The 16,107-nt window shown below is 61.5% G+C and carries 5 protein-coding genes; 1 reads left to right on the top strand and 4 read right to left on the bottom strand.

Going from position 1 to position 16,107, the window contains the following annotated elements:
• Positions 1-232 precede the first annotated feature (232 nt).
• A complete protein-coding gene (locus HMPREF2757_RS10015) occupies positions 233-2,005 on the bottom strand; it encodes an FCD domain-containing protein (protein WP_070576159.1) in 1,773 nt (590 codons plus the stop codon).
• A 328-nt stretch (positions 2,006-2,333) separates the two neighbouring features.
• On the opposite strand from HMPREF2757_RS10015, the gene HMPREF2757_RS10010 reads away from it, so the two are divergent.
• Positions 2,334-6,275: a proline dehydrogenase family protein gene (locus HMPREF2757_RS10010; protein WP_070576156.1), complete on the top strand. Its 3,942-nt coding sequence runs from the start codon at positions 2,334-2,336 to the stop codon at positions 6,273-6,275.
• Between the two features lie 111 nt (positions 6,276-6,386).
• Here HMPREF2757_RS10010 and HMPREF2757_RS10005 read toward each other — a convergent pair whose 3' ends face one another.
• The 3 genes from HMPREF2757_RS10005 to betA all read right to left on the bottom strand — a co-directional run bounded on the left by HMPREF2757_RS10005 (position 6,387) and on the right by betA (position 16,106).
• A complete protein-coding gene (locus HMPREF2757_RS10005) occupies positions 6,387-11,783 on the bottom strand; it encodes a DUF7507 domain-containing protein (protein ID WP_218079093.1) in 5,397 nt (1,798 codons plus the stop codon).
• A gap of 424 nt (positions 11,784-12,207) precedes the next feature.
• Complete coding sequence (gene betT / locus HMPREF2757_RS10000; RefSeq protein ID WP_083304234.1) at positions 12,208-14,361, bottom strand: choline BCCT transporter BetT; 2,154 nt, start codon at positions 14,359-14,361, stop codon at positions 12,208-12,210.
• The gene (gene betA / locus HMPREF2757_RS09995; RefSeq protein ID WP_070576150.1) at positions 14,358-16,106 is read right to left on the bottom strand and encodes a choline dehydrogenase; all 1,749 of its coding nucleotides are present in this window, start codon (positions 16,104-16,106) and stop codon (positions 14,358-14,360) included. Before betA ends, betT begins: the two co-directional genes overlap by 4 nt.
• Position 16,107: the final 1 nt, after the last annotated feature.

Genomic DNA, 16,107 nt, shown 5'->3' with positions numbered 1-16,107 from the left:
CCTGGTCAGCGGATGCTGAACCCAAGCCTTAGCGAGGTGACGGCGGGAGGTGAGGGTCGGCTGGCCAGCTGGTCCGGCACCTCGGAGGCCTTTGCCTACTCGGCAGTTCTGCTAATTAGGTGGAAGACGGAGGCGAAATCGCACTTTTCGCCTCCGTTTTCCACCTAGACAGCAGAGTTCACCCGGATGGTTGGCCCACCTGACTGGCACCGCTGTCAGGCCGCGCCACGCCCTACTCAACCAGGCTCTGCCACGCGGCAACATCGAAGCGGCGCAGACCGGCGACGGACGACATGTGCCGCACCGCGTTTTCGATCTTGCTTCGCCACACCGCGATCGCCTGGTCGGCTCGGCCCTTGCGCACCGCCGCAAGAATCGCAGCGTTGTCCGAACGGATCTTCGCCGCAGCCGGCTCATAATCCACACGCAAAATCGCAATGAGCAACCGCAGCCTCTGCCCCAGCGAATCAAAAACATCTGCCGTGTGCTCCAAGCCTGAAGCCTCCGCAAGCCCTTGCTGAAACTGCAAATCCAGCCGATCCACCGACCGCGGGCCCAAGGAATCATCCTCCTCGAGCCGCGACAGCGCCCTATCCGCAATATGCAGGGACCCCTTGGCCTGCTCCGCACGAGATACCGCCCCTCTCACGCTCGACTGGCTCACGGTTCGCTGGCTGGGGCTCGGGTGGCCGGCTGTGGGTTTGTGGGTGCCGGAAGCTCCGGCGGGCGTGCGTCCGGCCGTGGATTGGCGGGAGGCTCTACCTGCTGAGGCGCCCCGCAACACCACGACACCCACCGCATACCGCGCGGCGTAAAGGTCAAGCACACTCTCACCGGACACGACCGGCAAGCGGAACACATTGCCCGCACGCTCAAGCACGCCGTTCATCTGCAGTTCGCCCAATCCGCGCACGATCTCCTTCTGAGCAACGCCCATCCGCAGGGCCAAATGGCGAACAGACACCTGATCACCAGCCTGGAGACTGCGTTCGCGCAGATCGGCTTCAAGCTCTGCCACCAAGGTCCGCCGCCACACACTGTCACCGACTTCGCGCCACGGGTGCAGAACCGGGTCCTGGCTTTCGCGGTCTGACTTGGCTGGAGTTCCCGCAGAGCCCGAGGCGCCAGAAAGTGAGTCAAAAGCCAATCCACTTTGCGCTGTTTCTATTGGTCTGCGCCAGAAGAAAGTGTTGACGTCAGCGGCAACTGCATCGGCAAGGAACTCCAGAACATCAAACGGCACACCGCCTGCTCCGGGCACACCCGCAGAGCCAGTCTCACGGACCCACGCAAGCCCGCCGTCCAGCTCCTGCACACTGACCTGCCCACCGCCCATGCGCACCAGCACGCCGGCGACCGCACCTGCGAAAGCGTCAAAGTCATCGAACTGCCGCACCTGGGCAGAGCCGTCTGGGGCGGCAATGTGAATGCTGAACAGCTCTCGGTCCGACCACTGCCGCAAAGCCGCCAAGAAGGCCCACCCTCGCCGACGCCTGTTCACCGAACCCCACTCGGGACGCGATGATGCCTCGGAAGTGCGAGCGGAGTCCCCAGAAGCATCAGCGGTCTTGGTGCTCGGGCGGACCTTCTGAGTTCCCACCTCGGGACCATCAGGGATGGCACTCTCCCCCGTCCTGAAGATGAGCGTCAAGCGGCTGTCTTCCACCCGGATTTCGTCGATGAAAACACAGGCCGGCTGTGTGTCCGCGTGCGATGTGCTGTCAGCATTGCCAGCCGCAGCCTGTACACCTTTCGCCACAGTGCCCACCGAGCCCGAAGCCTCGCCATCAGGCGCACCTTCCAACCATCGGCAAGCGCGCGAAACGAGGGTTTGCGAAAGGCCCAGCTCTTCGGCCAGCCCACGCGTGCCGTACACCTGCCCGACAACATCGCGCCCGGCCAGCGCCAAAGCCCGCGCAACAGCCCGGTTCGCCCGCGACTGCTTTTCAGGCCGCCCTATGCGCGCCCGCTGAGCCTCTTGTTCCTGCCGGTCAGCTTGTTCCATCCCGGCCCGCCTGTTCCCGCCTGTCCGGTTGCACCTTCCGAACCGGTCGCTCATACCCTGCGCCTGACACGTGACCTCCTTTGCACACGGCTTCTCTTGCGAAACCTTCGCCCGCCGAGGTGCCACGCGCCTTCCCGCGCCCCGGTTTCGTAGGGCTCCCCTCACCCGGGCACAGCTGACTTTTGACTCAGATTACTTTCACCCGCTCACTGTTGCCAGCAGCTCAACAGCAGAATGTCGACAAACGGCCCATGCACCGTGGCATGCGCCATCACCGGAAAGCACAGCCTTTCCGGCGGCTTAAGCAGCTCAGTGAAGAGGAGTGATCATGTCGCAGACACAACCAGCAGATTTCGTCACCGACGCCGAACTGTCCGCAGTCAGCACCGACGCCATCAACACCGTCCGCACGTGGCTGCGCAGGGCGAGAGAAAAGGATGAGGCGAGCTCCACCTCGGGGACCGGGACAATCGCGAAAGCCCGCCCCAGCGGCTCAGCAGAATCCAGCGCGAACCCCCAAGCAAACGGAGCAGCCAACAAGGCCACCCGCCAGGCAGACAAGGGGGCCCGCCTGCTGGCGGCAGTGCTGAAAGACCCGAACGGACTGCCGTTCACGCAGGGCTTCGTGGACCGAGTGATCCGCACGGAAGACCCCCGGGCCGCCGCAAAAGCACTGACCGAAATCGCCGAGCTCACTCCGAAGTCCCTGCCTTTGGCCGAGCGCATGCAGATCAAAACCGGTGCGGCCATGGCTGAGAAGCTGCCGCACGTGGTCATTCCCATCGCCAAGGCTCGCCTGCGGCAGATGGTCGGGCACATGGTGATCGACGCCCGCCCCGAACCTTTCGGCAAGGCAGTCAAGGCCATGCACGAAGCCGGGCACCGCCTCAACATCAACCTGCTGGGCGAAGCAGTGCTCGGCGAACAGGAGGCCGACCGTCACCTGCAGGACACTCGCAGGCTTCTGGCCAGGGACGATGTCGACTACGTGTCGATCAAGGTGTCCTCGGTCGCCTCGCAGATCAGCATGTGGGACTACCCGGGCACCGTCGACTACGTGGTGAACCGCCTGCGCCCGCTCTACGAAGACGCCGTCGAACTCGAAGCCGCTGGCCGCGGCCCGAAGTTCATCAACCTCGACATGGAGGAATACCAGGACCTCCACCTGACAATCGATGTGTTCGAACGCTTGCTGAGCGAACCGGTATTCAAACAGCTGGAAGCCGGCATTGTCCTGCAGGCCTACCTGCCGGACGCACTCGAAGCCACCCAGCGGATCGCCGAATTCGGCGCACAGCGCGTAGCCGATGGTGGTGCTGGCATCAAGGTTCGGCTGGTCAAGGGTGCGAACCTGTCCATGGAACGCGTGCACGCCGAAACCGCCGAATGGCCCCTGACCGTCAACCCCTCCAAGCAGGCCACTGACGCCAACTACAAGCGGGTCCTCCACTGGCTGCTGACCCCGGAGAACATGAAGGGCCTCCGATTGGGCGCTGCCGGACACAACCTGTTCGACATCGCGTTTGCCCATCACCTATCCAAGCGGCGAGGTGTTGAAGACCGCGTCGAGTTCGAAATGCTGCACGGCATGGCCGAAGAACAGTCCGAGCAGGTCGCAGCTGACGTCGGCAATGTTCTGCTCTACGTTCCGGCCGTGGCACCCGAACAGTTCGACGTCGCAATCTCCTACCTGGTACGCCGCCTGGAAGAAAACGCCGCGAACGAAAACTTCATGTCCGGCATTTTCGACCTCACCGACGGTGGACCCATCTTCCAGCGCGAACGCAGCCGCTTCCTGGCCTCGGTAGGCGATCTCGAAACCGTGCTTGCCCGCGAAGGCGACACACCTCCCGGCCCCAACCGCACACAGAACCGACTGCACGAGGCGCCGCTCACCTCCCAGCCCGGCACCTCGGGTGAGAGCGCGGGCACCGGTGAGGGTGAGGGAAGCGCGGCAGACGGTATCGACGTGGCAGCCGAGGGCGCCTCGGGCGAAGCTCCCGCCGAATCCACCGCCGCCACCAGCACCGCGGCAGACCCAGCAAACCGGGACCCGAAAGAACCCACAGCGCTCCCGATGCGCGGCTTTGCAAACGAGCCGAACACCGACCCCGCCCTGCCGGCCAACCAGGAATGGTCGCGGCAGGTGATTGCGGCAGCTGAACGCATTGACATCAGTCCGCGAACAGCAGACGACTTCGACGTCAACGCAACTGTGCAGACCGCCAAGCAGGCTGCTGCCGACTGGGCGAAGCTCGGCTCGCGCGGCCGCCTGCCCTACTTCCAGCGGGCAGCTGAGCTGTTTGCGCAGCGACGCGGTGAATTCCTAGCAGTCGCAGCGGCTGAAGCGGGCAAAACACTCGCCCAGTCCGACCCCGAACTGTCCGAAGCCATCGACTTCATCCGCTACTACGCCGATCAGGCTCTTGAGATCGAAGAAATCGAAGCCCGTGACGGCGTGCAGTTCACACCTGATCAAGTAACTGTCATTACACCTCCGTGGAACTTCCCCGTAGCAATTCCGACGGGATCGACCGTGGCAGCGCTGGCCGCAGGTTCAGCGGTCATCCACAAACCGTCGGGCATGACGCCCGCGTGTTCGCGGATGATCGTCGAAACGCTGTGGCAAGCCGGCATCCCGCGCAACGTCCTGCAGCTGGTGCCGCCGATCGAGAGCGACACCGGCAAGGCCCTGATCAGCCATCCGGACGTTGACAGGGTCATCCTTACAGGAGCCTCTGACACAGCCGCGCTATTCCGCTCATTCCGCCCCTCGCTGGCCATCAACGCCGAAACCAGCGGCAAGAACGCAATAATCATCACCCCGTCAGCCGACCGTGACCTCGCCGTGGCTGACCTCGTGAACTCAGCATTCGGACACGCGGGCCAGAAGTGCTCAGCCGCATCGCTGGGCATTCTGGTGGGCTCGATGTACGATTCACAGCGCTTCCTGCGCCAGTTGGTCGACGCGACGGAATCCCTCATCGTGGACTCTCCTCTCAACCTGGCCTCCACCGTCGGACCGTTGACGGGAGCCCCCAGCAACAAGCTCCAGCGCGGGCTGACTCGCTTGGAAGTCGGCGAAGAATGGCTCATCAAACCGAAACTGCTCGCCGCGGCACCCGGCATCCCAACCGGGGATATTTCCCCTGGTGAGAGCCAGGTGGGAGCCGGCGGCACCTCGTCAGATTCTGACCGGCGCACACCGGGCATGCCTGGCCCGCTGTGGCGTCCGGGCATCCGCACCGGCGTGCAGCCGGGGTCGTTTTTCCACATGACGGAATGCTTTGGGCCGGTACTCGGGCTCATGCACGCGCGCAACCTCGACGAGGCAATCCGCCTGCAGAACGCCGTCGACTACGGTCTGACCGCGGGCATTCACTCGCTCGATCCGCGCGAAGTCGAAGAGTGGCTGCGCCGCGTGCAAGCCGGCAATCTGTACGTCAATCGCGGTATAACTGGTGCGATCGTGCGCCGGCAGAGCTTCGGCGGCTGGAAGAAATCATCGGTTGGGCTGGGCTCGAAAGCCGGCGGCCCCAACTACGTCCACATGCTGGGCACCTGGGCGGACGCGCTTGTCTCTGCTTCTCAGGCTGACGATGTGGAGGCACCGAAGACCTCGACATCTGCGGGTGATGCGGGTGGTTCAGTTTCGGGCACTGCGGCAACGCGTGATGAACGCGATTGGCTGGAACGCGCCCGCCGCTCTGATGACGAAGCCATTCGCCGTGAGTTCGGCGTTGCCCGCGACTCGGATGGTTTTGCTTCGGAAGCGAACATCTTCCGCTACCTGCCGACGGCTGTGACGGTGCGCGTGACTGCGGAGGCAAAGCCTGTTGAAATCACGCGCGTGGCCGACGCCGCCGAATGCCTGGGTGCGCCCCTGACCTGGAGTGTTGCCTCTGACGCAGAAGGGTCTGTCCGTGCTGCTGCCATTGCGGCTGCTGGCGCAGGAGGAAGTGCGGTCGGCACGGGCGGCAGCGTTGTTGTGGAATCGGCGTCCGAGTTCGGCAAACGCCTGTCCGAAGGCCAGCTTTTGGTGAACGGAGCAGCCCGTGTCCGCTGCCTGGGCGCGGCGGAACCGGAGGTTCTCGAAGCCATTGTCGACCGACCGGAAGTGGCCGTGCTCGATGAGCCGGTGACCGCCTCGGGCCGAATCGAAGGCCGCTACTACCTGCACGAACAGGCCATCTCGATGACGCTGCACCGCTTCGGCGACCCAGACCCCGGCTTCCACCGCCTAGCTGAGCGCCTGGGCCGAACCGCCTAAGCAAACAGCCAACTCTGCTCTTTTGGCAATAAACGGGGGCGAACACTGAGTGTTCGCCCCCGTTTATTGCCGAATCAGCAGGCTTTCGCTGTATTCAGGCCAGCCATCTGATCAGTTCTGGCGCTTGCGGCGGGAGCCCAGGATCACCAGCCCACCTGTAGCAACCAGAGCCAGTCCGGCAAGCACGGCGGCCGTCACCTCAACACCCGTCCGCGGCATCCAACCTGGCTTATCAGCGCCACCAGACTGATCCGGCTTAGCCGGTCCAGGAGCACCGGGCTTACCTGGTTCATCCGGTTCGCCAGGCTTAGTCGGTCCCGAATCACCAGGCTCACCCGGCTCATCGGTACCCGGCTCACCCGGCTCTTCGGTGCCCGGCTCACCCGGCTCTTCGGTGCCCGTTTCTTCCGGTGTGGGTGATTTGTCCATCGTGATCACAGCGGACGATTCATTGGACTGAACTGGCGTTCCGTCATCCTCGCCACCGCCGCGCGATGTGCCGACTGCAACGGCCGTGTTGACGACCTCTTCAGCCTTGGCATCGGCCTCGGTGACTGTGTATTCATTGGATTCGCACGTGGTTGCCTCACCCGGTGCCAGAGTCGCAGCCTCGCACGTCACTTCAACGCCAGCCTCATCCAGCATCGAGTCGTTGACCGCGACGTTATTTACGGTGACCTTGCCGCTGTTGGTGACAGTGAAGGTGTACTTCACTGCGTCACCAGCACGGTAGCTGTCCTTCTTGTCCTTGACCTTCTTTTCGAGCTCCAGCTTCGGAGTGCCGACCTCAACACTGGCAGAAGGTTCATTGGACTTGACCTTCTTGCCCTTGGGGTCTTCACCGTTTGCCGTTGCCTTATTGACGTACTCCGCCTGTCCTTCGACATCGGCGGCAGTCAGAACGTGCGAAGCAGTGCATTCAATCGACTCTCCCGGAGCAAGAGTTGTGCTGGCGTCACCACAGTCAATGTCTTCAACCTTCGGATCGTCGATCTTGACATCCTTTACGGTGACGTTGCCGTTGTTCGACACAATGAAGCTGTACTCGACCTTGTCACCTGTGGTCAGGGGCTCTGCGCCCTTTGCCCAGTTGGTGACAGTCTTCTCCAGTGACAGCGAAGGTTCGGATTTGGGAACCGTGACAGTCGCAGTGTCCTGCGCACTGACCTTCGTGCCAGCTTCAGGGTCCTTCTTCGTGTTGCCGGTCAACGTGACATTGTTCGGCAGCGGGTCTTCGGCATCGACCTGATCCTGAGTGATTTCACTTTCACCGGTGCACGTGAACTCAGCGCCGACGGGCAGAGTCACTCCACCAGCAAGCACGTCGATTTCCTCTTCACCCTGCTTACAGGTGAGATCAATGTCCCCACCGGCCCATTCATCAGCCAGCTTCACATTGTGCAGCGTGACATTGCCGGTGTTCTTGCCGGTAATGAACCATTCTGCCTTTTCACCGGCCTTCTTCTGGACCGACTTTTCACCGTCTACGGTCTTGGTGACCTCCACAGCGGGCTTCGCTTCGGGCACCGTGACAGTGGCCTTGCTCTTGTCTTCGACAGGCAGTTCTTTGTCCTCGCCGGTGGTGGCCGACTTGTACGGGTACTTGCCGGTCACATCAGCGTTATTCGGCAGCGTGACCTGCTCGTCAACGTCATCCTGCGTGACGGTGTAGGTGCCGGTGCACTTGTAGGCATCGCCTACCGCAAGTTTGGCCTTGCCTTCCTTGAAGTCTTCCGTGGCATCGCCGCTGTACACGCCTCCGGCCTTCGGCGTGATGGTGCAGGACAGATCAAGGGGTTCCTTATCCTCGACCCAGTCATCTGCCAGCTTCACGTCTTCAAGATCGACATTGCCGCTGTTCTCACCGGCCAGAACGAACTTTGCCTTGCCATCAGCAGCGACTTCGGCAGACTCTTTTTCGTTGACGGTCTTCTCCAGCGTGATCTTCGGAGCAGGTTTGAACACGCCGAAGTCGTACTTGGTGTGCGCCTGCGGCTTGCTGGCGTCGTATTCCTCCGGCTTCGGTTCAGTCACGGTAATGACCTTGCCGTTCCACGAACCGGGAGTACCCTTACCGGCTTCGGTGTTGATGTCGGTTTCCTCAAGCGGGCTGACCACCACACGGTAGTTGCCGCGCTTTACGGACTCGAACGTGTAGTTGCCGTCCTTATCCGACTTGGTGGTTCCCGCCACAACGGGTTCACCGTTGTCGTCCTTCTTGACCTCACCGTCTTCGTCTACTTCGTAGAGGGTCACGGTGTAGCCAGACAGGTTCTTTTCGCCGTCCTGCTGCTTCTCGTCCCGGTTCTTGTCGTGATAGACGGTACCCGAGACCTTCGCAGCGTAGACCTCGGTCTTGACGGGATCAGGCTGCGGCACGGGCAGTGCCCCAACGCCCGTTGTCTCTGCAGTGTCTCCATAGGTGGCGTGCATGGTGGCAACACCCGTGGAGTTGACGTACAGGTCGCCGTGCTTGTTTCCGTGCGGCTGGAAGTTCAGCTGGTAGGCATCGTTGGAGTTCGCTTTCACCAGGGGGCTGTCAAAGCGCAGCGCTGTAATGTGCCTAGCCCCGGGCTTCGCCTGTTCCTCGATGACTTCCTTGGTCAGCAGCTCCCAGTTGGTGTTGCTCGGGGCCTTGTCAATATCCCGCTTGGTGGCCTTAGCCGCGTTTTCACACGCGTTGAGGTCTCCCTTGCCCTTCGCGTTGGTCGGGCACACCGACACAGTCTTCGGGTCGTCGTAGGTGTAGTAGATCTGACGGCCTTCCACGCCGCTTGTGCCTACATATTCCGGCACGTCTTTCAGCCAATACTCACCATTGAACTCAGTGCCCCGCCAGTCGCCGTTGAACGGCAACACGTCAATGAACTGCGTGGCTCCCAGCTGTGCATCGGTGTGGTTGGTCAGCTTCAGCGAGTGCTGAAACGCAGCGTCATGATCAACGAGCTTGTCCTCAGCAGACTTCTGCAGGCCCACAGCGACAACGTTGGGGACAGTCAGAGTCGTCAGCGCTGCACGCGAGTCCAGCGGAGTGTAGTCCTTCGCCTTATCTTCACTCGGTGTAAAGGCGTTCTCATTGGCGGAGGAAGTGACGGTCTTAATGGACGTGTTCTCCTTCAGCGCCTTGACAGCTTCATCCAGTTTCAGCTCTGGCGTTCCCGTTATGCGGTACGAGTGCACGATGTCGAACTGCTGGCCCGGTCCTGCCCACGCCGGAGTCATGACCGTGAATGTCGGCTTCGGCTGACCGTTGTCCCACGGCTGGAAGAAGTCCGAGGACTTTCCGGCATTCTTATCCGCCCAGCCGATGGGGAAGAACGGGTCGTTGTTCGGGTCGTCAGTTTCGTTTTTCTTGTCTGACAGCGCCCACGTTCGTTCAATGTAATTGTCTGTGGAGGGAGCACAGTCCTTCGGGTCATTGGAGATCTGACCCTTGTGATACTTCATTCCCCGTGACAGCGATTCTTCGTCAGCGGTGACACACTTGGACAGATAGATCCGCATGTGAACACGTGTGGGCTTACCATCGGCGGTGCTCGAATTCACTGCAATATTGGTCCCGTTGTTGACAACAACCTGACCGGCCGTGATGAGCTCCTGCTTCTGCTGGCCGATACCGCCAACACGCTTTTCGCCAACGCTGCCCCAGATGTCGCGAACTCCTGCCGACGGCTTTTCGGCAAGGATTACGTCCTTCGAGTCGCGTTTCTTCTTATCGCCTTCAAAGACCTGCGCGAAGTTCGTTGTTTTGTAGTACTCCGCGTCGCCTTCCTTAGCCTTGACGGTGTCCTGTGTGCTCACCACGCGCGGGTCACCCGTTGTAGCCACGTAGCGGAAAGTCGTCGGTCTCTGAATGACGTTCTCGCCGGGAATGACAATCTTGATTCCGGCGATTTCATTGGACTTCATGCTTCCCGGGTCGGCAAAGCTATTGCCCGTCACTTTGGCGGAGGCGTCGTAGAAGACTTCCCAATCGGCGTCGCCAGAACAGTCAGGAGCTGTTCCCTTATTGGTTTTATCAGCCTTGGTGATGTACACTTTGGCATCCGGGAAGACGTCCTGGATGTTGACCTTGCCCTGGTTGCCTATTTGAATGGTGGGAACGTAGGCGTTTCCGGTAGCGACGACTCGCTGCACGCCGGGCTGCCACACTGAACAGATGGTCGGGTTGTCCTTAACGTCGACGGGCGTGACTTCCATGCGGACATTCGCGCTTGTAAGAGCCTGCTTGTAGTTGAAAGCCTGCTTGCCCTTTTCTTCGGTCTCCACCCAGTTGATTCCGACGTCGTACTTGGCTGAAGGACAGCCCCCGGGGTGCGTGCACTTCCACTTGGTCAGGTCAACCGTCTGCTTGGCACAGTTGTTGTTCGGGAAGCCGTATTTGCCCGCCAACAGACCCTGCCCGGCGTCAGCGGTGGATGCGCTGCACTCGGTCAAGCCGCCGGGGTCGGCAGTGTTATCGCCAAGTGCTCTATTACCCTTCGCGGTTGGAATGTTCGACGGCACTCCGCGGCTGTCTTTCACCCGCGCAGGCTTGCCGTTTTCATCCACGATGTCCATGCGGGTGATGAAATCCGTCTTGCCCGAGGGCAGGCCCTTGGTTGGGATGAGAAAACGGAAGGGCGGATTGGACTTGTCGTACTTGCCGTCGACGTACGGGTTGCCATTCGCGTCGACCGTGGCTTTCTTCCAATCGCTGCCGTCATAGGACACCAGCACCTCGTCGCCCTTAAAGGGAGCATTTTCCGGCATCACGAGGGTGTAGCGGCTGATGGTTTCCGGATCGATCGGCAGAATCCGACCTTTCGGTGTCGCACCGCTGGGGGCAGGACTGTGCTTTTGGTCGGCGGGATAAGCCGGCAATCCGGATCGAGCACTGATGCCGATATATTCAACGCCGTCACGCACAGTGGTGGTGACCCCGCTCTGCGGGTCTTCGATCATCTGGTCAAAACGAGGCTCGACGAGTACGCTGAGCTTCTTGTCTGCGACCGCGGTCTTCAGCGCAGAGCCGTCTTCCTTAGCGGCTTTGAGCCCAAGATTGAACGTGCCCTCAGGGTTTTCGCCGCCCCGGAGTTCCAGTGCCTGGATTGTCGATGCTGTGAGTTCCAGCGAAACAGTCGCGTTCTTATTCGGTTCCGCCTTCACAGTTACGGCGCCTTGAGCATCAACCGTGGCCGAAACGCCGGCATAGCTTGCTGAACCAGTCTTCAGAGTCGGCTTCACGGTGGGTTCGGGCAGACCAGCCGCACGAGCTTCGGCACTGAGCCACGTTGGCGTAACCGTGAACGTAATCGGATCAGCTGCTGTTTTGACGTTCAGGTCGATGCTGTAGTGGGCGATATCCCCGGCACAGATATTGCCGTCGTTCGAGGTGTTGTCACCGGGCTCATAGCCATTGGACTTGGTGATCAGACAGCCTGATCCGCCGTCTTTTGCCAGCCTCAGGCCATATTGAATATTGCTTTGGCCGATTTCGACTGCCTGTGATTCTCCAGGCTTTCCCATTTCCCCCGCGGCCTCTGCTGGCTGTGGCACAAGCACTGCTATTGCACAGAGAAGAGCAAGCACCGCGAAAACGGCAGTCATTCGCGTAAGCAGAGAGGAAGTCATCCGTGAACCCATAAGGCGTCCTTATTGCTGTCCAGCGCTGGCCTGAACGCTTGACGTGAAAATGGAGTGAAAAGGCCGAATATCATAAGATTACCAGCGAGTATATACAACGAACAGGCCTTGCGCACCTAATCGACCCGCCGAGTGCCGCAATAACTCTTCTCTGAGGGCAATAAAGGGGAGGCGGAAACGTAGTTTCCGCCTCCCCTTTATTGCCTAACCGGCAACACCTGGCTAAAGGGCCGCGCTCCAGCACAGCCCGACCGAAAGCCCGCGCCTGCGCCCTCAAGCACAGCCGTGGCCCCGGCTTAAACCAGCTTTAATCCGCCCGGCCGGTGTCTTCTGTTACCGCGACGTTCGAGTTCAGCCACCACGTGTAGTGGTCGAGAACGTCATGGGCGATCCGCTCGCGCGAATAGTCGAGGATGTCGTAGGTTCCTCCGCCGGGAACCTTCACTTCAAGCTGACTTGAAACATCGTCGGCTTCGCGCATTCGAGTGCCGTAGGTTGCAGCCTTGATCTGGCGGATCTGTGCCGTGTAGTCGAAGTTCTCAAGCATGTCGTGAGTCCCGAGCACGGTCAGCGACACGGAGTGCTTGATGTTCTTCGACACGTCGTCTTCACGGTTGATCTGCGCGTCAACACCCTGGGCGCGCAGTTCGGCTGCGACCTCTTCCAGCGCCGGAATGACAACCTCGGTCATGCGCTCCTGAGTCGAGCGCATCGACACACTGCCGAACTGACGGCGCAGACGGTTGCGCCAGTTGACAGCCGAACCAGCACCACCGGCAACACCGCTGCCGACCATGCTGCCAGCACCGACAACCTGCGAGCGCAGCGAGTCCATCATGGCGTTCGTCTGCTTGCGCTCACCTTCCAGCGCGCGCAACAGTCCGATGGCAACGAGGATCATGACGATTGCAAAGGGCAGTCCCATGACCACCGTCGCGTACTGCAGCGCGGTAATGCCGCCGACAACGAGCATGGCGATTGTCAGCACTCCGGTTGCCGCAGCCCACAGGATGCGCACCCACGGTTTGGCGTCGGTTTCAGCATCCGGCAGGCGGCTGGTCAGGTTGGCCATGACCAGCGCACCGGAGTCAGCAGATGTCACGTAGAACAGCAGCCCGACGAACGTTGCCAGTCCCACCAGGAAGAACGCCCCGGGGAACTGCTGCAGCAGCATGTAGAAACCGGATTCCGGTGTTTCGACAGCGGCTTCGGCAAATGCGACGTCACCCGAGCGGATGCGCTCAATGGCGGTGTTTCCGAACATGGTCACCCACATGAGGATGTAGATGAACGGAATGGTCAGCGTGCCGATGACGAACTGTCCCAGTGTGCGACCCTTGGAGATGCGGGCCAGGAACATTCCGACGAAGCTCGCCCAGGCAACCCACCAGGCCCAGAAGAACAGAGTCCACAGGTTCATCCATTCGTCCGGGTGGTCGAATGCCATCGTGTCCAGCGTCATTCCGGGGAACATGCTGACGAAGTCACCGACGTTCATGGTGGCCGCACGCAGCAGGAACGCGGTGTCGCCGAACACCAGCACCCATCCGGCCAGCACGAGTGCGAGCACCACGTTGAGCTGGCTGAGGATGCGGATGCCCTTGTCAACACCCGATGTTGCCGACACGATTGCCACTACAACCGCGACAACCACAAGTCCGATCTGTGCGGGGATGCCCTGCTCGATGCCGAACAGCAGATCCAGGCCCACGTTGAGCATGACCACGCCGATGCCCAGCGAGGTTGCAACACCGAAGATGGTTCCCAGCACCGTCGCGATGTCGACGGCGTTGCCGATGCCGCCCTTGATGCGCTTGCCGAACAGCGGGTAGAGCGCCGAACGGACAGCCAGCGGAAGTCCCTTGCGGTGGGCGAAGTAGCCCAGGGCGATGCCCATGAGCGTGTACATTCCCCACCCGGTGATGCCGTAGTGGAACAGCGTCCACACAGTGCCTTCGCGCGCGGCATCGACCGTGCCGGGCTCCGTCACGGGTGGCGCCAGGTACTGCGAGGCGGGTTCGGCAACCGCGAAGAACATCACGTCGGTGCCGATGCCGGCTGCGAACAGCATGGACGCCCAGGCGAACGTCGAATATTCGGGACGGTCGGTGTCCTTGCCCAAGCGGATTTTGGAGTACCGCAGGGCGAGCACCACCACGAACACGAGGATCCCGGTGGCCAGCAGGATGTAGAACCAGCCGAACCAGTTGCCGATCCAGCCCACGAGCAAGCCGAGTGTCGCCTCGGCGGACTCTGTGAAGAACAGCGCCCACCCGGCGACCAGCGCGATGAACACGCCGGTCACGCCGAGCACAACAGGTTTGATCTTGGGGCTTGTCACCTGGGGCTGAAGCTCGGGTTCGACTTCTGCCGGACCGTTTTCCGCAGAGGCCCCAGCTGACGAGGTGCCGCTCGCCGCAGTCTGCGCCTGCGGTTTGGAGTTTGGTGGGGTACCGCTCACTGGTCATCACCCGCAGCCATGGCCTCAAGGGCGCTGGGGATGTCCTTGCGGGCGTTCCACGCGCTGTTGCGCGGGTCGCCTTCGGGGTACAGCGGCATACCGGACTTGGCCTTGTAGACCGGCGGGTGTTCCGGCTTGAGCATGGTGTTGCCGGCAATGAGGTCGGCAGCGCGCTCGGCCACCATCATCACCGGTGCGTAGATGTTGCCGTTGGTGATGGTCGGGAACACGGATGCGTCCACAACGCGCAGACCCTCAGTGCCGTGGACCTTCATGGACGACGGGTCGACAACCGCCATGTCGTCAACACCCATCTTCGCCGAGCACGACGGGTGCAGAGCGGTTTCGGCGTCGCGGCGGATCCAGTCGAGGATCTCCTCGTCCGTTTCAACGTCCTTGCCGGGCGACAGTTCGCCGCCGTCGAACGGTGCGAACGCCGGCTGGGACAGGATGTGGCGTGCTGCGCGCACAACCTCAACCCATTCGCGGCGGTCGTTTTCGGTTGACAGGTAGTTGAACAGGATCGACGGGTGCTGCTTGGGATCGTTCGACTTGATCTTCACGTGACCGCGAACATCCGAGTTCATCGGGCCGATGTGCACCTGGTAGCCGTGTTCGTGGTCCCCGCCGGTGCCGTCGTAGCGCACAGCGATCGGCAGGAAGTGGAACATGAGGTTCGGGTAGACGACATCGTCGTTGGTGCGTATGAAGCCGCCGCCCTCGAAGTGGTTCGAAGCACCCACACCGGCGTTGGCGAACAGCCACTGAGCACCGATCCACGGGGCCTTCCACATCTTCAGCCACGGCTGAATCGAAACCGGCTGCACCGATTCGTGCTGCAGGTAGACCTCCAGGTGGTCCTGCAGGTTCTCGCCCACGCCCGGCAGCTCGACCCGCGGCTTGATACCAACCGAACGCAGGTGGTCAGGATCGCCCACACCGGACAGCTGCAGCACCTGAGGCGAGTTGAAGGCGCCCCCGCAGAGGATCACCTCACCGGCGGAGACGCTGTGAGGCTTCTTTCCGCCTCGTACGAAGTCGACTCCGGTCACACGGGTGCCGTTCCAGCGCAGCTGAGTGACGAACGCCAGAGTCGCAATGTCGAGGTTCTTGCGGTTCTTGACCGGCCACAGGTAGGAACGCGAAGCACTCATACGCGAACCCTTGTAGGTGTTGGCATCGAACGCGGCGAAGCCCTCCTGGCGGTAGCCGTTGACGTCATCGGTCGGGGCGTAGCCAGCCTGGCGGGTGGCTTCGAAGAACGCCTGGAACAGCGGGCTGTTGGCGGGCTTGCGCTCAAGGGTCAGCGGACCCGAACCGCCGCGCCACTCATCGGCCCCGGCCAGGGTTGTTTCCATGCGCTTGAAGTATGGCAGGCAGTGGGCGTAGTCCCAGTCCTCCATGCCCTCAAACGTGGCCCACTTGTCGTAGTCGCCGGCGTTGCCGCGCTGGAAGATCATGCCGTTGATGGAGCTTGAACCGCCGAGCACTTTACCGCGGGTGTGCGACACGCGGCGTCCGCCCATGTGCGGTTCCGGGTCGGTTTCGTAGCGCCAGTCGTACATCGGGTTGCCCGACGGGAACATGAGTGCAGCGGGCATGTGGATCAGCGGGTCGAACTTGAAGTCCGCGCGACCGGCTTCAAGCACCAGCACGCTGGTGCTGGGGTCTGCCGACAGACGGTTGGCCAGCGCCGAACCGGCCGATCCGCCGCCGACGATTACATAGTCGTAGTGTTGCTTCACT

Origin of the sequence: Brevibacterium sp. HMSC063G07 (genome assembly GCF_001810665.1) — a bacterium.
Classification (GTDB): domain Bacteria; phylum Actinomycetota; class Actinomycetes; order Actinomycetales; family Brevibacteriaceae; genus Brevibacterium.
Note: the sequence above shows the minus strand (reverse complement) of the source record. Positions and strands in the feature narration are given on the sequence as shown.